Annotated in this window: 18 protein-coding genes; 9 read left to right on the top strand and 9 right to left on the bottom strand. The window is 69.4% G+C overall.

The genetic code is table 11. The features are described from left to right. Window positions 1–9: 9 nt before the first annotated feature. Window positions 10–1,014, bottom strand: a complete 1,005-nt coding sequence (locus H284_RS0107425; protein ID WP_020075730.1) for an amidohydrolase family protein — start codon at window positions 1,012–1,014, stop codon at window positions 10–12. A gap of 105 nt (window positions 1,015–1,119) precedes the next feature. Between H284_RS0107425 and H284_RS0107420 the strand changes: the two genes are divergently transcribed. Then, entirely contained in the window at window positions 1,120–1,656 is a 537-nt protein-coding gene (locus H284_RS0107420) for a TetR/AcrR family transcriptional regulator (protein WP_020075729.1), read from the top strand. Window positions 1,657–1,696: 40 nt separating this feature from the next. On the opposite strand, the gene H284_RS0107415 is transcribed toward H284_RS0107420, so the two are convergent. Beyond that, window positions 1,697–2,176: a MarR family winged helix-turn-helix transcriptional regulator gene (locus tag H284_RS0107415; RefSeq protein ID WP_231371110.1), complete on the bottom strand. Its 480-nt coding sequence runs from the start codon at window positions 2,174–2,176 to the stop codon at window positions 1,697–1,699. A 47-nt stretch (window positions 2,177–2,223) separates the two neighbouring features. On the opposite strand from H284_RS0107415, the gene H284_RS0107410 reads away from it, so the two are divergent. Next, window positions 2,224–3,126, top strand: coding sequence for an alpha/beta hydrolase (locus tag H284_RS0107410; RefSeq protein WP_020075727.1), 903 nt, complete (start codon window positions 2,224–2,226; stop codon window positions 3,124–3,126). A 21-nt stretch (window positions 3,127–3,147) separates the two neighbouring features. Here H284_RS0107410 and H284_RS0107405 read toward each other — a convergent pair whose 3' ends face one another. Next, complete coding sequence (locus tag H284_RS0107405) at window positions 3,148–3,543, bottom strand: winged helix-turn-helix transcriptional regulator (RefSeq protein WP_020075726.1); 396 nt, start codon at window positions 3,541–3,543, stop codon at window positions 3,148–3,150. A 93-nt stretch (window positions 3,544–3,636) separates the two neighbouring features. Between H284_RS0107405 and H284_RS0107400 the strand changes: the two genes are divergently transcribed. Next, entirely contained in the window at window positions 3,637–4,506 is an 870-nt protein-coding gene (locus tag H284_RS0107400; RefSeq protein WP_018189643.1) for an SDR family oxidoreductase, read from the top strand. Between the two features lie 81 nt (window positions 4,507–4,587). Here H284_RS0107400 and H284_RS0107395 read toward each other — a convergent pair whose 3' ends face one another. Together H284_RS0107395 and H284_RS0107390 are read right to left on the bottom strand one after the other, a co-directional pair. After that, window positions 4,588–6,534 (bottom strand): potassium transporter Kup, encoded by a 1,947-nt coding sequence (locus H284_RS0107395; protein ID WP_020075725.1) that lies wholly within the window; start codon window positions 6,532–6,534, stop codon window positions 4,588–4,590. 26 nt (window positions 6,535–6,560) lie between these two features. Further along, window positions 6,561–7,595, bottom strand: coding sequence for a LacI family DNA-binding transcriptional regulator (locus H284_RS0107390; RefSeq protein WP_026307036.1), 1,035 nt, complete (start codon window positions 7,593–7,595; stop codon window positions 6,561–6,563). A 318-nt stretch (window positions 7,596–7,913) separates the two neighbouring features. Between H284_RS0107390 and chvE the strand changes: the two genes are divergently transcribed. The 4 genes from chvE (at window position 7,914) to H284_RS0107370 (ending at window position 12,748) form a co-directional block, all read left to right on the top strand. Further along, window positions 7,914–9,035, top strand: a complete 1,122-nt coding sequence (gene chvE / locus H284_RS0107385; RefSeq protein ID WP_029042853.1) for a multiple monosaccharide ABC transporter substrate-binding protein — start codon at window positions 7,914–7,916, stop codon at window positions 9,033–9,035. A 75-nt stretch (window positions 9,036–9,110) separates the two neighbouring features. Further along, window positions 9,111–10,655: a multiple monosaccharide ABC transporter ATP-binding protein gene (mmsA, locus tag H284_RS0107380; RefSeq protein WP_018189647.1), complete on the top strand. Its 1,545-nt coding sequence runs from the start codon at window positions 9,111–9,113 to the stop codon at window positions 10,653–10,655. Further along, window positions 10,652–11,827: a multiple monosaccharide ABC transporter permease gene (gene mmsB, locus H284_RS0107375; protein ID WP_020075724.1), complete on the top strand. Its 1,176-nt coding sequence runs from the start codon at window positions 10,652–10,654 to the stop codon at window positions 11,825–11,827. Before mmsA ends, mmsB begins: the two co-directional genes overlap by 4 nt. 9 nt (window positions 11,828–11,836) lie before the next feature. Beyond that, the gene (locus tag H284_RS0107370) at window positions 11,837–12,748 is read left to right on the top strand and encodes an NADP-dependent oxidoreductase (RefSeq protein WP_029042852.1); all 912 of its coding nucleotides are present in this window, start codon (window positions 11,837–11,839) and stop codon (window positions 12,746–12,748) included. On the opposite strand, the gene H284_RS0107365 is transcribed toward H284_RS0107370, so the two are convergent. From H284_RS0107365 to H284_RS0107355, 3 genes are read right to left on the bottom strand one after another with little or no spacing between them, the layout of a single operon-like run. Beyond that, entirely contained in the window at window positions 12,745–13,089 is a 345-nt protein-coding gene (locus H284_RS0107365; protein WP_020075722.1) for a carboxymuconolactone decarboxylase family protein, read from the bottom strand. The two genes, H284_RS0107370 and H284_RS0107365, sit on opposite strands and share 4 nt — an antisense overlap. Further along, the gene (locus H284_RS0107360) at window positions 13,086–13,493 is read right to left on the bottom strand and encodes a (R)-mandelonitrile lyase (protein ID WP_020075721.1); all 408 of its coding nucleotides are present in this window, start codon (window positions 13,491–13,493) and stop codon (window positions 13,086–13,088) included. Before H284_RS0107360 ends, H284_RS0107365 begins: the two co-directional genes overlap by 4 nt. Window positions 13,494–13,518: 25 nt before the next feature. After that, window positions 13,519–14,541 carry a zinc-dependent alcohol dehydrogenase family protein gene (locus tag H284_RS0107355; protein ID WP_020075720.1) on the bottom strand — a complete coding sequence of 341 codons (1,023 nt, stop codon included), beginning with the start codon at window positions 14,539–14,541 and terminating at the stop codon, window positions 13,519–13,521. 126 nt (window positions 14,542–14,667) lie between these two features. Between H284_RS0107355 and H284_RS0107350 the strand changes: the two genes are divergently transcribed. Continuing rightward, window positions 14,668–15,597 carry a helix-turn-helix domain-containing protein gene (locus tag H284_RS0107350; RefSeq protein WP_196802418.1) on the top strand — a complete coding sequence of 310 codons (930 nt, stop codon included), beginning with the start codon at window positions 14,668–14,670 and terminating at the stop codon, window positions 15,595–15,597. A gap of 32 nt (window positions 15,598–15,629) precedes the next feature. Next, window positions 15,630–16,406, top strand: a complete 777-nt coding sequence (locus H284_RS0107345; protein ID WP_020075719.1) for an isocitrate lyase/PEP mutase family protein — start codon at window positions 15,630–15,632, stop codon at window positions 16,404–16,406. Window positions 16,407–16,443: 37 nt separating this feature from the next. On the opposite strand, the gene H284_RS0107340 is transcribed toward H284_RS0107345, so the two are convergent. Beyond that, the gene (locus H284_RS0107340; RefSeq protein ID WP_020075718.1) at window positions 16,444–19,152 is read right to left on the bottom strand and encodes a CBM35 domain-containing protein; all 2,709 of its coding nucleotides are present in this window, start codon (window positions 19,150–19,152) and stop codon (window positions 16,444–16,446) included. Between the last annotated feature and the right edge of the window lie 33 nt (window positions 19,153–19,185).

The raw sequence follows: 19,185 nt of genomic DNA, 5'->3' as shown, positions 1-19,185 counted from the left end.
CAGCGGGTGTCATCCGATGCCGAACAGGGTTCTCGCGTTGCCGGATGCGAACGCGTCCCGAGCGGTCTCGTCGGGCAACGCATCGAGGAAGACTTCGATCTCGTCGCGGGTCGGAAGCTGGAACGGGTAGTCGGTGGAGAACAGGATGCGGTCCGGCGTCGTCACCGCGAGCGCATGGTGGAGCATGGCCGGGTCCAGCATCCCGGATGCCGTGATCCAGACGTTCTGCTGCAGGTACTCGGTGATCGATCGCTCGAGTCCGGCGGCGCGGGCGAGGCCGTCCGCCCGCTGGTGCCAGAACAGGAGCAGTTCGCCCCAGTGGCCGAGAACGAGCTGCAGGTCGGTGTGCCGATCGAGCACGCCGCGGGTCATCAGCCGGAGGGCCGCCGTGCCCGCTTCGAGGTGCCAGCCCCACCCGAAAGTGGCGAGGGCGAGGTCGGCGATGTCGCTGAAGCCGCTGTAGCTCGCGGCACGCACGGTGGTCGGCGGGATCTGCGGGTGGATGAAGATCGGCTGCCGCAGCCGGGCCGCGACCGCCCAGAGGTCGTCGAAGCGGGGGTCGTCGAGCAGGATGTCGCCGGCGCGGCCGTGGACCATCGCGCCGGTGAGGCCGAGTGCGGATGCCCGTTCGAGCTCCCCGGCCGCGCTCGCGGGGTCGGCCAGCGGCAGCGTCGCCATCGCCCGGAACCGGCCGGGATGCGCGCTCACGATCGAGGCCGCAGTGTCGTTGGCCTCGCGGCTGAGCACCGCGGCATCCGCCCGCGAGAGGCCCTGTGCTCCGGGCGGCGCCAGCGACAGCACCTGCAGCGCGACGCCCTGCGCATCCATCGTCGCGATCCTCTCGGCGTCCACGTCGGCGAGCCGGCCTCGCGCACCGCCGTGGTCGTTGAGCGCGAGGCTTTCGTCGCGGACTCCGGGCGGCTGCGCGCGCAGTGCCGCGTCGATACCGTCGAAGGTCCAGTGCTCCTCGATGCCGACCAGACCCGGGGTCGTGGCCTGCGTGGTCCCGCTCATGGAATCTCCTGTCTGTGTTCTCGAAAGTCCGGGCGCTCAGAGCGATTCGCTCATCGACTGTTGAGTGACCGTATCACATTCGCTCACCAGCTGTAGAGTGAATGCATGGACGCCTCCCCCTCGCGCGCCGAACGCCGCGCCGCGACCGCCGCCCGGATCCTCGACGCCGCGCGGGCCGAGTTCGGTGCGCATGGCGCAGAAGGAGCGACCATCCGGGGCATCGCGCGACGGGCCGGCGTGGATCCGTCCCTGGTGCTGCAGCACTACGGCTCCAAGCAGGGGCTGTTCGCGCTCGCCGTCCGCCCGGCCGCCGATCTCACGGCCGAAGGGGTGCCGGCCCACCTGGCGGAGGTGCTCGAGGCCCGGTTGACGGACCTGTCGCCTGCGACCAAAGCGCTCATGCGGTCGATGCTCACCTCCGCCGAGGCGGCTGCGGTGATGCGCGAGTATCTCCAGGAGCGCACCGAGAACCTGGCCCGCACGTTCTCGGGTGACGACGCCGAGCTGCGCGCGGCGGCGATCGTGTCGAGCATCCTCGGCGTCACCATCGCCCGCCACTTCCTGGAGCTCGCGCCGCTGAAGGACGCCGATGAGGCTCAGATCGCGGCGCTGACGGCCGCCTGGCTGGCACCGCTCACCTGACGGCGCGCCGGTCGATCGCGGCGCGGGCTGACCTGCTCGGCTAGCCGACGGGCAGTCCGACCCGGCCGCCCTCCAGAGCGGTGCGGAGCCGCGCGAGGACCGGGCCCATCGCATCGATGTCCGACGGCGTCATCTCGGGGGACACGAGTTCGGCGAGGCGCTCGCGGAACGTGCTCTCGGCTTCGGCGACGAGGTCCGCACCCGCGGGCGTGAGGCTGACCAGGGAGGAGCGCCCGTCCGCCGGATTCGGATGGCGGGTGACCCAGCCGCGGGCTTCGAGGCGGTCGACACCTTTGCTGATCGCGCCGATCCCCGCGGCGAAGTTCGTGGCGATATCCGCGATGCGGGAGCCGGGGTGGTCGCGGAAGTAGCGGAGGAACTCGTATTGCGAGGTCGCGATCCCGTGCTCTCGGCGCAGTGTCTCGCCGATCGCGTTGTACAGCCGCGTCTCGCACCGGACCAGGTCGTCGAACAGCCGGACGAGGCCATCGGTTGCACTTTTAGTTGCCACGGCATACATTCTATGAGATACATGCCGCGGCAAGTAGTTGGCGACGAGGAGAGAACATGAGCAGGGAACAGCGACGAGCACTCGACCGGCAGTTGCGGGAGGCGCCGCAGCCGGACGGACCGGCCTCGGTCGAGAGCATGCGAGAGGGCTTCGCCCGGCTGATGAGCCAGTTCCCCATCCCCTCCTCCGTCCGCCGGACTCCCACCGAGGTGGCCGGCCGACCGGCGGTTCTCGTAGAGCCGTCGACGGGGCAGCGTGCCGGCACGATCATCTACTTCCACGGAGGCTCGTTCTCGCTCGGCTCGCCGGAGACGGCGATGGCGCTGACGGCGCATCTGGTCGAGCGGACCGGGGTGCGGGCGCTCTCCCTCGACTACCGGCTCGCGCCCGAGCACCCCTTCCCCGCGGCGATCGACGACTGCCTGGCCGCCTATCGGGCCCTGCTGGACGACGGCGCCGAGGCCGCGTCGATCGTACTGGCCGGCGACTCCGCGGGCGGAGGACTGGCCGTCACGACGACCCTCGCGGCGCGGGATGCGGGTCTCCTGGTCCCCGCGGGCATCGTCGCCTTCTCGCCGGGGCTCGACCACACGCGCTCCGGAGAGTCGATGACGACGAAGGAGGGGATCGATCCCTTCTTCACCGCCGAAGGGATGCGCCGCACCGGCGAGCTCTACCTCGACGGTCAGGATCCGCACCAGCCGCTGCTCGCCCCCGCGATCCTCGGCGACCTGAGCGGGTTCCCGCCGATGCTGCTGCAGGTCGGCACCAACGAGCTGCTGCTCGACGACTCCGTGCGGCTCGCCGACCGGGCGCGGGAGGCGGACGTCGACGTGATCCTCGATGTGGTCGCGGACGTCCCCCACGTGTTCCCGGCCTTCGTGGGGATGCTCGATGAGGCGGAAGAAGCCGTCGACCGGGCGGTGTTGTTCATCACGCAGCGGCTGTGCACCCGCTGACCGTACCGAGTGTCGCCGGGATCACGCCTGCTGGGGCTGCTGGGCTTCCTCATCGGCGAGGATGTCGTCGGCGTTCGCCGCGATCCACGACATCAGGGGCAGCAGGTGCTCGGTCAGCTCGTGCCCGCGGGCGGTGAGGCTGTAGTCCACCCGCGGCGGGATGGTCGGCTGCGCCGTGCGGAGCACGAAGCCGTCGGCCTCGAGGGTGCGGAGCGTCTGCGCCAGCATCTTCTCGCTGATGCCCTGCACCGTTCGGCGCAGCTCGCCCCAGCGGAGGTCGCTCTGCGAGAGCGCCACGAGCACCAGCACACCCCAGGTGCTGGTGACGTGGTTGAGGACGATCCGGGTGGGGCACGCCGACGGGAGCACGCCGTCGGTGAAGCCGAAGCCGTTGAGTGACGCAAGACTGGTGTCCACGTCAGTAACTTACCAAAAAGTGGGTACCTGCGATGGGGAAGTAATGGACGCGGAGATGAGTTGCCTCCGATGTCCGATCGAAAGGAATCCATCATGACCATCGTCGTCACCGGCGCCACCGGCCACCTCGGCCGCCTCACCGTCGACTCCCTGCTCGCCCGCGGCGTCGCCGCCTCCGACATCCGCGCGGCCGGCCGTTCCGCCGAGCGGCTCGCCCCGCTCGCAGCGCGGGGCGTCCAGACCGCCGTCATCGACTTCGAGAAGCCCGAGACGCTCACGGAGGCCTTCGCCGGTGCGGACGCCGTGCTGATCGTGTCCGGCTCGGAGGTGGGCAAGCGGGTGCAGCAGCACCGCAACGCGATCGAGGCCGCCGAGGCCGCGGGCGTCGGCCGGCTCGTCTACACGAGCGCACCGCACGCGACCGACGGGGCGCTCGTGCTGGCGCCGGAACACAAGGCGACCGAGGAGCTGCTCACCGCGTCGTCGCTGCCCGTGACGATCCTCCGCAACAACTGGTACACCGAGAACTACACCGGCCTGATCGACCAGGCCGCCGCGACCGGCGAGATCGTCGGCAGCGCGGGCGACGGACGGGTCGCGAGCGCCTCCCGCAAGGACTACGCGGAGGCCGCGGCCGTCGTGCTGATGACCCCGAGCCACGAGGATGCGGTCTACGAGCTGAGCGGCGACTCCGCCTGGACGTTCGACGAGCTGGCGTCCACGATCGGCGAGCTGGTGGGACGTGAGGTCGTCTACCGGTCGGTCTCGCCGGAGGAGCACACGCGCATCCTCACCGAGGCGGGACTCGACGAGGGCACGGCCGGCTTCGTCGTCGCGCTCGACGGCAACATCCGCGACGGGGAGCTGGCCGACGTGCGCAGCACGCTGGCCGACCTGATCGGCCGCCCGACGACGCCGCTCGCGCAGGGCCTCGCGGAGTCGCGCTCAGAGGCCGCGGCCTAGTCGCACCCTTCCCGTCGGGCAGATTCGTGCCGAATGTGCGCTTTCGCGCCCGCTAAACGCACATTCGGCACGAATCGCGGCTCAGATCTCGACGTCGCTGCCCATCGTCACCGTCCGGAGCGGCGGCAGCCCGAATCGGGCGGCGGGGTCGGCGGCGTTGTGCGCCAGCGCGACGAACAGCGATCGGCGCCACCGCACCATCCCCTTGGTCCGGGTGGTGCGGATGGCGCCCCGCGAGATGAAGTACGACGCACGCGGGAAGTCCGAGGGATCGAGCGGCAGTGCGCCCGCGCGGCACGCGGCACGCAGCGCGCGGGGGATGTCCGGCTTGTCCGAGAAGCCGAACCGGATGCTGAGGTGCTCGATGCCGTCGTCGGCGTACCCGAGGTCGTCGTACGTGAACGCCTCCGAGGTGGGCACGTGCGGCACCTGCGCCGTGCTGATCGACACGATGATCACGTGCTCGTGGAGGACGTGGTTGTGCTTGACGTTAGCCCGCAGAGCGAGCGGGGTCGTGTCCTTGTTGGGGTGCGGGAACACGGCGACGCCGGGCACCCGGGGGAGGTTCTGCTCGCGCAGGTTGTCGATGAACTCGGAGAGCGACCCCTCCTTGCGCTTGCGGTCCTGCTGCACCAGCTGGCGTCCGCGGCGCCACGTCGTCATCACCAGGATGACGGCCGCAGCGATGAGCAGCGGCACCCACCCGCCGTTGATGATCTTGGAGAGGTTGCCGGCGAGGAACGCGAGTTCGAGTCCGCCGAACGCAACGGCGGCGAGGATCATCTTCCACGGCGCCCAGTTCCAGAGCGGCTTGGCGACGAGGAGCAGCAGCAGGGTGTCGACGACCAGCGCGCCCGTGACCGAGATCCCGTACGCGGTGGACAGCCGGTCGGACGATCCGAACGCGAGCATGACGGCCATCACGCCGATGAAGAGCAGGATGTTGACTGCCGGCAGGTAAATCTGGCCGCCCTCGCGCTCCGACGTCTGCCGGATCGTGAGCGGCGGGAGCAACCCGAGCTGGACGGCCTGCCGCGACAGCGAGTAGGCGCCCGAGATGACGGCCTGGCTCGCGATCACGGTCGCTGCCGTGGCCAGGATGACGACGGGCAGCCTGCTCCACTCGGGGAAGAGCAGGAAGAACGGATTGCTGCGCGCGGCGGGGTCGTGGAGGATCAGCGCGGCCTGCCCCAGGTAGTTGAGCGTCAGCGCGGGGAAGACGAGCACGAACCAGGCCCTCCGGATGGGGGAGCGGCCGAAGTGGCCCATGTCGGCGTAGAGGGCCTCCGCGCCGGTGATCACGAGCACCACCGCACCCAGAGCGATGAACGAGATGGTCGGGTGGGAGACGATGAAGACGACGGCGTAGGTGGGCGACAGGCCGAGGAGGACAGCCGGATACTGCACCACCATCACGACGCCGGCCACCGCCATCACGACGAACCAGAGCACCATGACCGGCCCGAACAGCACGCCGACCTTGCCTGTCCCGAACCGCTGGACGGCGAACAGGACGACGATGATCACCGCGGCGATCGGGATGACCAGATGCGAGATCGCCGGGATGGTGACGTGAAGACCTTCGACGGCCGACAGCACCGAGATCGCCGGCGTGATGATCGAGTCGCCGTAGAACAGCGACACCCCGACGATGCCGATCACGAGCAGGATGCCTGCCTTGCCCGCCCGGCTCGCGTAGAGCCGCTGCGCCAGGGCGGCCAGCGCCATGACCCCGCCCTCGCCGTCGTTGTCGGCGCGCATCAGGATGCCGAGGTACTTGATCGACACGATGATGGTGATGCTCCAGAACATCAGCGAGATCACCCCGAAGACGTCGTCCTGGTTGGGACGCACCGCACCGCCGTCGAGCAGGAACACCGTCTTCAGCGCGTACAGCGGGCTCGTGCCGATGTCGCCGAACACGACGCCGAGTGCGGCGAGGGCGGCGGCCGCCAGCGCGCGCGGATGGTGAGGCGCACCCGCGGGCGCACCCGCGTGCGCCGTCGGCGGCGCTACGAACTCTCGCACTCCGGCAACGGTACGCCGATTCCGTGTCAGCCGGGCACACGCGGCGGCGCGGTGCTCTGCCGGACCACCAACTGCGGGATCGGGTACTCCGCCGCGATCGTCGACGCATCCCCTCCCTCGATCTGCGTGACCAGCACGTCGATCGCGTGCGCGCCGAGCCAGGCGAAGTCCTGGCGGATGGTCGTCAGCGGCGGTGCGAAGTGCTTCGCCTCCGGGATGTCGTCGAAGCCGACGATGCTGAGGTCGCCCGGGATGGCGAGCCCGAGGTCGGCGGCGGCGTGCATGAGGCCCAGCGCCATCTGGTCGTTGGAGGCGAACACCGCCGTGAAGTCGGGATGGTCGAGCAGCTTCAGTCCGACCTCGTAGCCCAGGTCGGCTGTCCAGTCGCCGAGGACCGGCGCGGTCGCCGGCAGGTCGTGGTCGGAGAGCTCGGCGAGGAAGCCGTTCATGCGGTCCTCTGCCTCGTTCCAGTCCTGCGGGCCGGCGAGATGCCGGATCCGGGTGTGGCCGAGCTCGATCAGGTGCCGTGTCGCGAGCCGTGCTCCCGCCTCCTGGTCGAATGCCGCGACACGGCCGTCGCTGTCGTCCTTCCAGTGCATGCTCACGAAGGGAACCCGCACGGCCACCCGCTGGAGCGCCTCGTGGGCGCGCTGCTGCGGCGCGATCACGACGACGCCGTCCACGCCCTGCGCCGCGAACGCGTCGAGCGCCTCCGAGATCGCGGCGTCGTCCTCGCGGGCGAGGGTGGCCGAGAGGATGGCGTAGCCGCGTGCGCGCGCCGCCTCATCGATCGCCGCGGCCGCGCTGAACGGTCCGTAGTGCGAGCGGGCGGAGACCAGCAGCCCGATCGTCTTCGAGCGGGAGGTGGCCAGCGCCCGCGCCGCGCTGTTCGGCCGCCAGGAGTGCTCCTCGATGACCTTCCGCACCTGCGCCTCGGTGGAGGCCTTGATGTAGCGCTCGCCGTTCAGCACCCGGGACACGGTCTGACGCGACACACCGGCCAGCCGGGCGATGTCCCGGATGGAGAGCGCGCGCTGCTCGTCGGGTGGGTGCTTGTCCATGCATCCTGTCTCGTCGGCGAGAGCGGCTGCGCTGCCACGCTCGGTGAACGTGTTCATCATATTTTTCCGCGGAGCACTTGACTGACGCCCGGCTCAGGTCATAACGTCTAACCCGTTCTGGGACCGGTCACATATATCGCGTACGGACCAGCATACGACGAGGGAGTCGCACATGACAGCAGCAATCGGGCCGCACAGCAGCGGCCGTTCCTGCAGCTCCCCGTCGCACGCTGCGACGGGGGCGCGTGACAGTTCCGAGCTCGGCGAGCTCGTGCGCAGTGGGCGCACGGGTCGCCTCACCGCTCGAAAGGAATCACAGTGAAGTTCAGGAAAGTGGCACTCGCTGCGGCCGCGCTCGGCATCGCCGTCGCGCTCGCCGCGTGCACCGGAGGCCGCGGCGGCGGAACAGGGTCGAGCACCGACAACAAGGGCGCGCTGGTCGGCGTCGCGATGCCGACGAAGGTGTCCGAACGCTGGATCGCGGACGGCAATGCGGTCAAGTCGGACCTGCAGAAGAACGGCTACAAGGTCGACCTCGAGTACGCCAACAACGACATCCCGACCCAGGTGCAGCAGGTCAACACGATGATCACCAAGGGCGCCAAGGTGCTCATCATCGCCTCCATCGACGGTGGCTCGCTCACCGACCAGCTCGACGCGGCCGCCAAGGCGGGCATCAAGGTCATCTCGTACGACCGACTGCTCACCGGCGACAAGAACGTCGACTATTACGTGTCGTTCGACAACTACAAGGTCGGCGTCTACCAGGCCAACTCGCTCCTCACCGGCCTCGGAGTCCTCGACAAGGACGGCAAGCCGACCGGGCAGAAGGGCCCGTTCAACATCGAGGTCTTCGCCGGAAGCCCCGACGACAACAACGCGACCTTCTTCTACAACGGCGCGATGGACACCCTGAAGCCGTACATCGCCGACGGCACCCTGGTCGTCAAGAGCGGGCAGACCAACTTCAACCAGGTCGCGATCCTGCGCTGGGACCCGGCGACGGCCAAGGCACGCATGCAGGACCTCATCGCCAAGTCGTACTCCACCGGCACCGAGGTGCAGGGCGTGCTATCGCCCTACGACGGTCTCTCCGACGGCATCCTGAGCGCGCTCGAGGGCGCCGGCTACGGGTCCGGCGGCAAGAAGCTCCCGATCATCACCGGTCAGGACGCCGAGGTCGCCAGCGTGAAGCAGATCATCGCGGGGACGCAGTACTCGACGATCTACAAGGACACCCGCAAGCTGGCGAACGAGGCCGCCAAGATGGCCAACGACCTGCTCTCCGGCAAGAAGCCCGAGGTGAACGACACCAAGAGCTACGACAACAAGGTCAAGGTCGTCCCGAGCTACCTGTTCCAGCCGGTCGTCGTCACCAAGGACAACTACAAGGAGATCCTGGTCGACAGCGGCTACTACAAGGAGTCCGACCTTCAGTAGGTCCGGCCTGACGGTCCGGGCCGGTCGGTGACAACGCCGCCGGCCCGGGCCTCATTTCGCCAAGCAAGGGAGACCATGGCCAACACGATTCTCGAGATGCGCAACATCTCGAAGTCCTTCCCCGGCGTCAAGGCGCTGCAGGATGTCTCGATCAGCGTCGAGGAGGGATCCGTCCACGCGATCTGCGGCGAGAACGGCGCAGGCAAGTCCACGCTCATGAAGGTCCTCTCGGGGGTGTACCCGCACGGGACCTTCGAGGGCGAGATCGTCATGAACGGCGAGCCCGTCGAGTTCCGGTCGATCAACGACTCCGAAGCGGCCGGCATCGTCATCATCCACCAGGAGCTGGCGCTGTCGCCCTACCTGTCGATCGCCGAGAACATCTACCTCGGCAACGAGCGGCAGAAGCACGGGTTCATCGACTGGAACGAGACGAACCTGGAGGCGGCCAAGCTGCTCGCCCGGGTGGGTCTCCACGACAACCCGATCACCAAGATCAAGGACATCGGCGTCGGCAAGCAGCAGCTGGTCGAGATCGCCAAGGCGCTGTCCAAGGAGGTGAAGATCCTCATCCTCGACGAGCCCACCGCGGCGCTCAACGACGAGGACTCCGCGCACCTCCTCGACCTGATCCGTCAGCTCCAGTCGCACGGGATCACGGCGATCATCATCAGCCACAAGCTCAACGAGATCAAGGCGATCGCCGACCGGGTGACCATCATCCGCGACGGCCGCACGATCGAGACGCTCGAGATGGGCACAGAGGGCACGAGCGAGGAGCGCATCATCAAGGGGATGGTGGGCCGGGATGTGGCGAGCCGCTTCCCCGACCACGTGCCCCACATCGGCGAGGAGCTGCTCCGGGTCGAGGACTGGACCGTGCATCACCCGCTCGACCGCACCCGCACGGTGGTCGACAACGTCAGCTTCCACGTGCGCGCCGGCGAGATCGTCGGCATCGCGGGCCTGATGGGCGCCGGGCGCACCGAGCTCGCGATGAGCATCTTCGGCCGCAGCTACGGGGTCGGGATCAGCGGGCGCGTCTACAAGCGCGGCCAGCAGATCTCGGTCAGCACGGTGTCTAAGGCGATCGCGAACGGCATCGCCTACTCGACCGAGGACCGCAAGCACTTCGGGCTCAATCTGATCGACAACATCCAGCGCAACATCTCCATCGCCGCGCTCGACAAGCTCGTCAACTGGTTCAAGTTCGTCAACGACCAGCGGGAGTCGCTGGTGGCGGAGGAGTACCGCCGGACGATGAACATCAAGACGCCGAACGTGCTGACGCTCACCGGGAAGCTCTCCGGCGGCAACCAGCAGAAGGTCGTGCTGTCGAAGTGGATGTACGCCGACCCGGATGTGCTCATCCTCGACGAGCCCACCCGCGGCATCGACGTCGGCGCGAAGTACGAGATCTACACGATCATCGACCGGCTCGCCGACCAGGGGAAGGGCATCATCGTCATCTCCTCCGAGCTGCCGGAGCTGCTCGGCATCTGCGACCGCATCTACACCCTGAGCGAGGGCCGCATCACCGCCGACGTCCCGCGCGAGAAGGCAACCGCCGAATACCTCATGCAATTCATGACCCAGGAACGCGAGAAGAACACCGCATGAAATCGCTCACGAAAGCCCTCAGCTACCTGACCAGCCAGCTGCGTCAGATCGGGCTGTTCATCACCCTGATCGCCATCGTGATCTTCTTCCAGATCGCGACGGGCGGCATCACCCTCGCGCCGATCAACGTGTCCAACCTGATCGTGCAGAACAGCTACATCCTCATCCTCGCGATCGGCATGGTGATGGTCATCATCGCCGGGCACATCGACCTGTCGGTGGGGAGTGTCGTGGCGTTCATCGGGGCGATGGCGGGTGTGTTCATCTCCGAATGGCACCTGCCGTGGCCGCTCGCGATCGTGTTCTGCCTGGTGCTCGGAGCCCTGGTCGGAGCGTGGCAGGGGTTCTGGATCGCCTACTTCGGCATCCCGGCCTTCATCGTCACCCTGGCCGGCATGCTCGCGTTCCGTGGCGCGGCGCAGATCGCTCTGGGAAACCAGCAGATCTCGTTCTTCCCGAAGGAGTTCCGCGCGATCGGTTCCGGCTTCCTGCCGGCGTTCGGCACCACAGGCTACGAGCCGCTGACGATGGTCCTCGGTCTGCTCGCGAGCATCGCGATCCTGGTGTCGTCGCTTCGCCAGCGCGCCGTCCGGCGCAAGTACGACCTCGAGGACGAGCCGCTGTGGTGGTTCGTGGTGAAGCTCGTCTTCCTGATCGCCCTGGTGCTCGTGATGACGGTGCTGCTCGCCAGCTACAACGGCACCCCGATCGTGCTGATCATCCTGGCCGTGCTGGTCGTCGGCTACTCGGCGATCATGAACCGCTCCGTGTTCGGCCGTCACATCTACGCGATCGGCGGCAACCTGGCCGCTGCCGCCCTCTCCGGCGTCAAGACCAAGCGGGTCACCTTCCTGCTGTTCGTCAACATGGGCGTGCTGTCGGCCGTCGCCGGTCTCGTGTTCACGGCGGGCCTGAACCTGGCGAGCCCTAGCGCGGGCAACGGGTTCGAGCTGGATGCGATCTCCGCCGTCTTCATCGGTGGCGCGGCGGTCACGGGCGGTATCGGCACGGTGACCGGCGCCATCATCGGTGGTCTGATCATCGGCGTGCTGAACAACGGTATGTCGATCCTGGGTATCGACAGCGACTACCAGCTGCTGATCAAGGGCCTGGTCCTGCTCGCCGCGGTCGCGTTCGACGTCTACAACAAGCGGCGGTCCGTCGGGCAGTAACCTTCCGGCATGAAGGCGATCACCGTCAGCGATCCCGCCGCTGGAGTCGCGGGAATGAGAGTGGAGGAGCGCCCGGCGCCGCACGCGGCCGAGAACGATGTCATCGTCCGCGTGCACGCCGCCGGGTTCACCCCGGGCGAGCTGGGATGGCCGGCCACCTGGACGGACCGGGCCGGCCACGACCGCACCCCGGCCATCCCCGGGCACGAGCTCGCGGGCGTCGTGACCGGGCTCGGGTACGGCACGACCGGCCTGACCGTGGGTCAGCGCGTGTTCGGGCTGGCCGACTGGGCGCGCGACGGAACGCTGGCCGAGTTCGTCGCGGTGGAGGCCAGGAACCTGGCCCCGCTGCCTGCCGATGTGGACTTCGTGACCGCGGCGAGCCTCCCGATCTCCGGTCTCACCGCCTGGCAGGCGCTGTTCCAGCACGGCGGCATCCAGGCGGGACAGACGGTGCTCGTCACCGGAGCCGCGGGAGGCGTCGGGTCACTCGTCGTCCAGCTCGCGCGCGAGGCCGGAGCCGTCGTCATCGGCACTGGGCGGGCGGGTCACCGCGATCGTGCGACGGAAGCGGGTGTCCACTCGTTCGTGGACACGGAAGAGCTCGATGCGGCGGGATCCGTGGACCTGGTCGTCGACGTGCTCGGCGGCGACGTCGGTGCCCGGGCCCTTGGGCTGGTGCGGCCGGGCGGCCGGTTCGTCACGATCGCCGCGCCGCCCGCGTCGGAGCGGCCGGACGTCACGGCACTGTTCTTCGTCGTGGAACCGAGCCGCGTCGAGCTGGAGCAGCTGGTCGCCCGCGTCCGTGCCGGCGCGTTGCGCAGCTTCATCGGCGACGTGGTCGAGCTGGATGGCGCCCCCGCCGCGTTCGCCGGCCGCGGTTCGCGGAACGGCAAGACGATCGTGAGGGTGGCGGACTAGGGCCTGCCGTCCTCCGCTGGGCTGAAGACCTCCTTGGCCATTGCCATGGCGGACATCGCCTTCGGCCAGCCCGCGTAGAACGCGAGGTGCGTGATCGCCTCGATCAGCTCCTGCTCGGTCACGCCGTTGTCGCGTGCGAAGTCCAGGTGGAAGCGCAGCTGCTCCGCGTTGCCGCCGGCCAGCAGGGCGGCCACTGTGACGAGGCTGCGGTCGCGCTTCGAGAGCTCCGGACGCTCCCACACCTCGTCGAAGAGCACGCGGTCGGTGTAGTGCACGAGCCCGGGAGCGAAGTCGCCGAAGGCGCGCTGGCCGCCGGTCCAGCCGGTCGTCTCGTCGCTCATGCTGTCCGCCCCTCGTACTCGTCGTCGGTGATGTGCTCTTTCCACGTGGTGGTGTCCGCCGGGTCGTCGGCCGACTCCAGCATCGCGATGTGCTCCATGAAGCAGCCCGGCGCGGCGGCGTGCCAGTGGTCCTGGCCGGGCGGCGTGTAGAGGGTCTCGCCGGGGTGCACCTCGAGGATGTTCCCGTCGCGGTCGCCGAACCGGGCCACACCGGCGGTGACCCGGAGGTACTGCCCGCGGGCGTGGCTGTGCCACGCGGTGCGTGCGCCCGGCGCGAAGCGCACGAGGGCGACCGTCATGCGCTGGTCGGCCTCATGCGGCCCGGCGATCGGATCGACCCAGACGTCGCCGGCGAACTGCTCCGGCGGATTCTTGACCGTGGGGGTCCGTGGCTCGATGTTCATGTGGTTCCTTCCTCGGTGTTCGTGCTCAGAGGGTGAGCAGGACCTTGGTGGCGCGCCGCTCATCCATCGCCCGGTAGCCCTCCGCGGCGTCCTCGAGCGGCAGGGTGAGGTCGAAGACGGCACCCGGGTCGATCTCGCCGTCCATGATCAGCCCGACGAGCTCGGGGAGGAAGTGCCGGACGGGAGCCGGCCCGCCGTGCAGATGCACACCGGAGAAGAACAGTTCCAGGCCGGGGAGCTCGACGTCGTGCGAGACCCCGACATAGCCGACGTGGCCGCCGGCGCGCGTGGCGCGGATGGCCTGCATCATCGACTCCTGCGTGCCGACCGCCTCGATGGTGGAGTGCGCGCCGAGACCGTCGGTGAGCTCCTTGATGCGCTCGACGCCCTCGTCGCCGCGCTCCTCGACGATGTCGGTGGCGCCGAAGCGGCGGGCGAGCGCCTGCCGGTCGGCGTGACGGCTCATCGCGATGACCCGCTCCGCGCCGAGACGCCGGGCGGCGAGGACGCCGAGCAGCCCGACCGCGCCGTCACCGACGACGGCGACCGTCTTGCCCGGTCCGGCCTCCGCAGCGACGGCGGCGAACCATCCCGTGCCGAGCACGTCGGAGGCGGCGAGCAGTCCGCGCAGCTGGCGGTCATCCGGCTCGCCCGGCACGACGACGAGCGTGCCGTCGGCCAGCGGGACGCGCAGGCGCTCCGCCTGCGTGCCCAGCGATCCCATCGGGACGCGGTGCACGCAGTGCGACTCGTAGCCGGCCTGGCAGATCTCGCACGTGCCGTCGGAGGCGAAGAACGATCCGACCACGACATCGCCGACCTTCACGGTCGTCACGGCGTCGCCGATCTCCTCCACCACACCGACGTACTCGTGGCCCATCGGCGTCGGCCCGTCCAGCGGGTCCGTCCCGCGGTAGGGCCACAGATCCGATCCGCAGATGCAGGCGCCGGAGATGCGGATGACAGCGTCCGTCGGCTGCTCGATGGTCGGGTCGTCGCGGTCCTCCACCCGGACGTCCCGCGGGGCGTGCATGACGACTCCACGCATATGGATGTTCCTTTCGATCGAGTGCCCCTCCATCACACCCTGCGCGTGCCGGCCGAGGGAGTCCCTGCCGTGACGTGTACTGAGAGGGCACCCCTCGGCGGTCCAGGGCGACGTAGCCTCGTTGTCATGGAAAACCGAGCTGAGGTCCGCGAGTTCCTGATGAGCAGGCGCGCGCGGCTCCGACCCGAGATGGCGGGGCTCCCGGCCGGCGACGGCCGCCGGGTGAGCGGCCTGCGCCGCTCCGAGGTCGCCATGCTCGCGGGAGTCAGCGTCGAGTACTACGCGAAGCTGGAGCGCGGCATGATCTCCGGCGCCTCCGCATCCGTCCTCGACGCCGTGTCGCAGGCGCTGCAGCTCGACGACGCCGAGCGCGCGCACCTGTTCGACCTGGCCCGCGCCGCCGACGGCATCCCCACCTCCGGGCGCTCCCGTCGCCGCGCGAGCACCCGCAACCCGGCGGGCCGGCCGAGCCTGCACTGGATGCTGGAGGCGGTGACCGAGGGGATCGCCGTGGTGCGCAACCCGCAGTCCGACGTGATCGCGTTCAATGCGCTCGCCCGGGCGTTCTACGCCCCGATGATCGGAGACGGCGGTCGCACCCCGAACTTCGCCCGCTTCCAGTTCCTCGACCCGGCGTCCCGCGACTTCTACCCGGACTGGGACCTCTTCGCTGACATGTGTGTGGCGATGATGCGGGCGGAGGCGGGCCGCGATCCCCACAATCCGGCCCTGCAGGAGCTCGTCGGGGAGCTTTCCACCCGCAGCGACGAGTTCCGGCGGCTGTGGGGGGCCCACAACGTGCGGACGCACGGCACCGGGACGAAGCGCTTCCATCATCCGGTCGTGGGGGACGTCACCCTCGCTTTCGAGGAGCTGGCCGTGACCGCGGAGCCGGGTCATGTCGTGCTCGTCTACACCGCGGAGCCCGGGTCGGAGTCGGCGCAGAAGCTCCGGCTGCTCGCATCGTGGGCGGCCGAGCACCCGGCCGCGCAGGAGGGGATCGCCGCCGCCGCCCTCGGCGGGCTATCCTCGCCCCGTGATGGTGAGGGCCGGTAGGGCTTTCCAGCGCATCCCGTGAGGGGGAGCCGATGACGTTCCACGAACTCCATCGCGGCGACCGGCCGCTCCTGCTGCCCAACGCGTGGGATGTGGGGTCGGCGATCGCCTTCGCCGCGGCGGGCTTCCCGGCGATCGGCACGACGAGCTTCGGCGTGAACGCAGCATCGGGCCGCCCGGACGCGGAGGGTGCGGGCCGGGAGGCGACGCTCGCCCTCGTCGAGCGGATCAGTGCGCTCCCGGCGTACATCTCGGCCGATATCGAGGACGGCTTCAGCGACGACGCGGAGGAGGTCGCCGACCTCGTCGCAGGCCTGGGCGTCGCGGGTGTGAACCTGGAGGACTCCGCCGGCGGTCATCTCGTGGACCCCGCCATCCCCGCGGCCAAGATCACGGCGATCACTCGGAGCGCACCCGACGTGTTCGTGAACGCCCGCATCGACTCCTACTGGTTCCACGAGGAGGCGACCGTCGACGCCGTCGCCGAGCGGGCGAAGCGGTACGCCGACGCCGGAGCGGACGGCATCTTCGTGCCGGGCGTCTCGGACCCGGCGACGATCGAGCAGCTGGCGGCGGCCATCCCGCTTCCCCTCAACGTGCTCGTCGTGCCGGGCCTCGGCCTCGACCGCCTCGGTGAGCTGGGGGTGCGACGGGTGAGCACCGGCTCCTTGCCGTACCGGGTCGCGATCGACGCGGCAGTGGATGTCGCGGCAGCGGTGCGGGACGGCCGCGAGCTCCCGACAGCGACCTCCTACGCGGAGGCGCAACAGCGGCTGATCGACTTCGCGCGAGCGGCGCCGGAGCCGTGAGGCTCCGACGCCGCCCGCCGTCCGTTTCCGGTGCCGGCTACTTCGCGCCGAGTCCGGTCTGTCGCTTCGCGATCGACGGTGCCGCACCGACGAACTTCGCCAGTGTGACGGTGTCGACGTTCGGCCCGTACGCCGTGGCGTTGCCCAGGCTGAGCGCGCCGCCGTCGGTCGAGAGCGTCAACGGGACCGTCTTGTCCCAATAGCTGCTCCACGAGTAGTTGTGGCGGAAAGCGGCGCGGGTGGTGGCTCCGCCGGCCTCCGCCACATCCAGGAAACGGCTGATCACCTGCGGGTTGTAGTTGATCGCCGCCGACTTGTCGGCGTTGGCTGCTCCGATGACGAGCTGGTAGTCGCCCGCCGCGAAGCCGCTCGGCCGCGGAACGGTCAGCGTGTTCGCCGGGCCGTTTCCGAGGTAGCCGACGTGGCGGACCACGCCCTGCGCGTCCGCGGATCCGTTCGAGCCGGCCGGGTCGGTCTGCACGACCGCCGTGCCGGACAGGGGCAGAGCCTCGGCCTCACTGCGGAAGACGAGAGCCGCATCCGCGTCGGCCGCCTTCTGCGCCGCACCCCGGATCGTCGACACATCGCCGACCAGCACGGTGCCCGCCTCCGCACGGACGGTGAGCTCGTTCACTCCCTGCGGGAGGAACAGCCGCACGGTCGCATCGAAGACGCCCGGCCCGGTGGAGGCCGGAAGGGCCACGGTCCGGCCGTTCACGACCAGGGAGGGCGTCGCCCCGCGACCCGTCGACGCGAAGTGCGTCGTCACGTCGTAGTAGCCCGTCTCGGCAGTGGTCGCGTAGAAGGTGGCGGCGCCGTCGCCCGTCACCGAGGCGTAGCCCCGCGCGGCCGGGTGCTTCCAGGAGAGGGTCGCCCCGCCGGAGAGGCGGGCGTCGACGGCCGGGTACGTCGCCCGCTCACCCGCGGTGACATCGTGGAGGTCGAACCGGTCGAGCGTGATGTCCGCACCGGGCAGCAGGGTCGTCCCGTCGACGCTCGCCCGCAGCGACAGCGCGTGAGTGCCCGCGGTCAGGTGGATCGTGGCATCCGCCGTCCCGCGGTATCCCCAGCCGAGATCGGCGGAGTACTTCACCAGCCGGCCGAAGGCGCCGTCGACGAACAGCGCGTGCTGCCCGGGCGACGCGTTCGTGCCGCTGAGCACCGACAGCCGGTAGTCGCCGGTCGTCGGCACGGTCACGTTCCAGGTCGCGGAGGATCCGGCGCGGTTGAACGAGCCGACGTCCTTGCCGCCGGACGCCATGAAGGACCACTCGCGCGACGGGTCCTGCGTGTAGACGGTCGCGTTCGCGAGAGTAGCGTTCTCGGCCTCCGTGCTGTTCACCAGGTCTGCCGACACCGGCTGCGGATCGGTGAGCCGCGGGGTGATTTCCAGCTGGTACGCCGAGTAGCGGTCACTGTTCGGAACGGTCACCGAGAGCCGCCCGTCTGTGACCTCCGCGGTCGTCGACAGGATCACCGGAGGCTGGAGCGAGGCGCCCTCCGCCCCGTTGAGGCGGTCGGCGCGGACGCGCACGTCGACGGTCGAGCCGAAGGTGGATGCGTCGAGTCCCTTCACATCGACCGCCACGTCCGAGGATCCTCCGCCGAACAGCACGGTGGCCGTGCGAGCGCCGGTGTCGATGGCGGCGAGGCCCTGGAGGGAGTCCGGCGTGTTCAGCTTCGGCGGGGTGACCTGCGCGGTCGTGGAGCCGGCGAGGTCGCCGTACCAGTTGAACATCCACCATCCGCCGTTCGCGCCGTTGTTGCGCGAGGAGTTGTCGGAGAGGTTGCCCGCGTAGTTCCAGTACGCCGTCTGCGCGTCGACCTTCTCGCTCTCGAACATCGAGATCCACTGGATGAGCTGGCCGGGCACGCCCATGTCGCGCAGCATCCCGAACTCGGTGATGTTGACGGGGATGGGCGCGATCCCGAGCCGCTGGAGCAGCGCGGTGTACTCGTCGTGGTGGCCTCGGAACGTGGCCAGGTTGTAGGTGCCGAGTTCGTGCCAGATGAAGATGTCCGGGAGTTCGGAGCGGGCCTTGGCGTAGGCGAGGAAGTCGGCGCTCCGGTCGGGGTGCCAGACGGAATCGCCCGGTCCCCCGACGCGGGCGTGCCCGAGGCCGTGCTCGGCGTAGACGCCCTGGATCACCTGGTAGGCGGCCGACCAGTCGGCGAGGAACTGGTCCTTCTGCGTCGACCAGTTCGGGTACCAGTTGCCGCCGTCCGGCTCGTTGAACGGGATGAAGACGTACTTCTCGGGATGCTTCGACGTCGTCGCGACGTCCTCGACGACCTTCTTGAGAATGGGGAGGTAGTCCCAGACCCCGTCGCCGTTCGCGTCGCCCGGCCGCGTGCCGCCGTTGTAGGGCCAGTCCGGATACATGTCCTGCGCGTAGACGTACAGGTCCTGGCCTCCGCCGGCGAAGAACGACGACTCGACCTGCAGCGCGTCGCCGTTGGGATGCTGAGCACCGAAGGGCGGCTTCTGCGACGTGTTGGTGATGTGGGCGCCGTTCAGGACGGACTGGCTCGGAACCCCGTCGTCGCCGAGGCCGTAGAGCGTGCCGGTGGCGCCACCTCGGAAAGCGCCGGTGGTCTGGGAGAAGTCGACACCGAGGTGGTCGACGCCGGCGGCGCCGGCGGGAAGGGCGGAGAGGCCGCTCACCGCGAGGGCGAGCCCGGCAGCGATGGCGATCGAGGGCGGGAGGATGCTGCGCAGGCGGCGCCTGCGATGTGTTCCGTTCACGCGGTACTCCTTCGTACGGATCGGTTGGACGGT

The organism is Cryocola sp. 340MFSha3.1 (assembly GCF_000383315.1).
In the GTDB taxonomy this organism is placed as follows: Bacteria; Actinomycetota; Actinomycetes; order Actinomycetales; family Microbacteriaceae; genus Leifsonia.
This window is presented reverse-complemented; position numbering and strand designations above follow the sequence as displayed.

Bases quoted from the DNA above. Each gene is read 5' to 3' on its own strand.
- H284_RS0107425 (WP_020075730.1), bottom strand. From the start codon at position 1,014: ATGAGCGGGACCACGCAGGCCACGACCCCGGGTCTGGTCGGCATCGAG.
- H284_RS0107420 (WP_020075729.1), top strand. From the start codon at position 1,120: ATGGACGCCTCCCCCTCGCGCGCCGAACGCCGCGCCGCGACCGCCGCC.
- H284_RS0107415 (WP_231371110.1), bottom strand. From the start codon at position 2,176: ATGTATGCCGTGGCAACTAAAAGTGCAACCGATGGCCTCGTCCGGCTG.
- H284_RS0107410 (WP_020075727.1), top strand. From the start codon at position 2,224: ATGAGCAGGGAACAGCGACGAGCACTCGACCGGCAGTTGCGGGAGGCG.
- H284_RS0107400 (WP_018189643.1), top strand. From the start codon at position 3,637: ATGACCATCGTCGTCACCGGCGCCACCGGCCACCTCGGCCGCCTCACC.
- H284_RS0107390 (WP_026307036.1), bottom strand. From the start codon at position 7,595: ATGGACAAGCACCCACCCGACGAGCAGCGCGCGCTCTCCATCCGGGAC.
- mmsA (WP_018189647.1), top strand. From the start codon at position 9,111: ATGGCCAACACGATTCTCGAGATGCGCAACATCTCGAAGTCCTTCCCC.
- mmsB (WP_020075724.1), top strand. From the start codon at position 10,652: ATGAAATCGCTCACGAAAGCCCTCAGCTACCTGACCAGCCAGCTGCGT.
- H284_RS0107370 (WP_029042852.1), top strand. From the start codon at position 11,837: ATGAAGGCGATCACCGTCAGCGATCCCGCCGCTGGAGTCGCGGGAATG.
- H284_RS0107365 (WP_020075722.1), bottom strand. From the start codon at position 13,089: ATGAGCGACGAGACGACCGGCTGGACCGGCGGCCAGCGCGCCTTCGGC.
- H284_RS0107360 (WP_020075721.1), bottom strand. From the start codon at position 13,493: ATGAACATCGAGCCACGGACCCCCACGGTCAAGAATCCGCCGGAGCAG.
- H284_RS0107355 (WP_020075720.1), bottom strand. From the start codon at position 14,541: ATGCGTGGAGTCGTCATGCACGCCCCGCGGGACGTCCGGGTGGAGGAC.
- H284_RS0107350 (WP_196802418.1), top strand. From the start codon at position 14,668: ATGGAAAACCGAGCTGAGGTCCGCGAGTTCCTGATGAGCAGGCGCGCG.
- H284_RS0107345 (WP_020075719.1), top strand. From the start codon at position 15,630: ATGACGTTCCACGAACTCCATCGCGGCGACCGGCCGCTCCTGCTGCCC.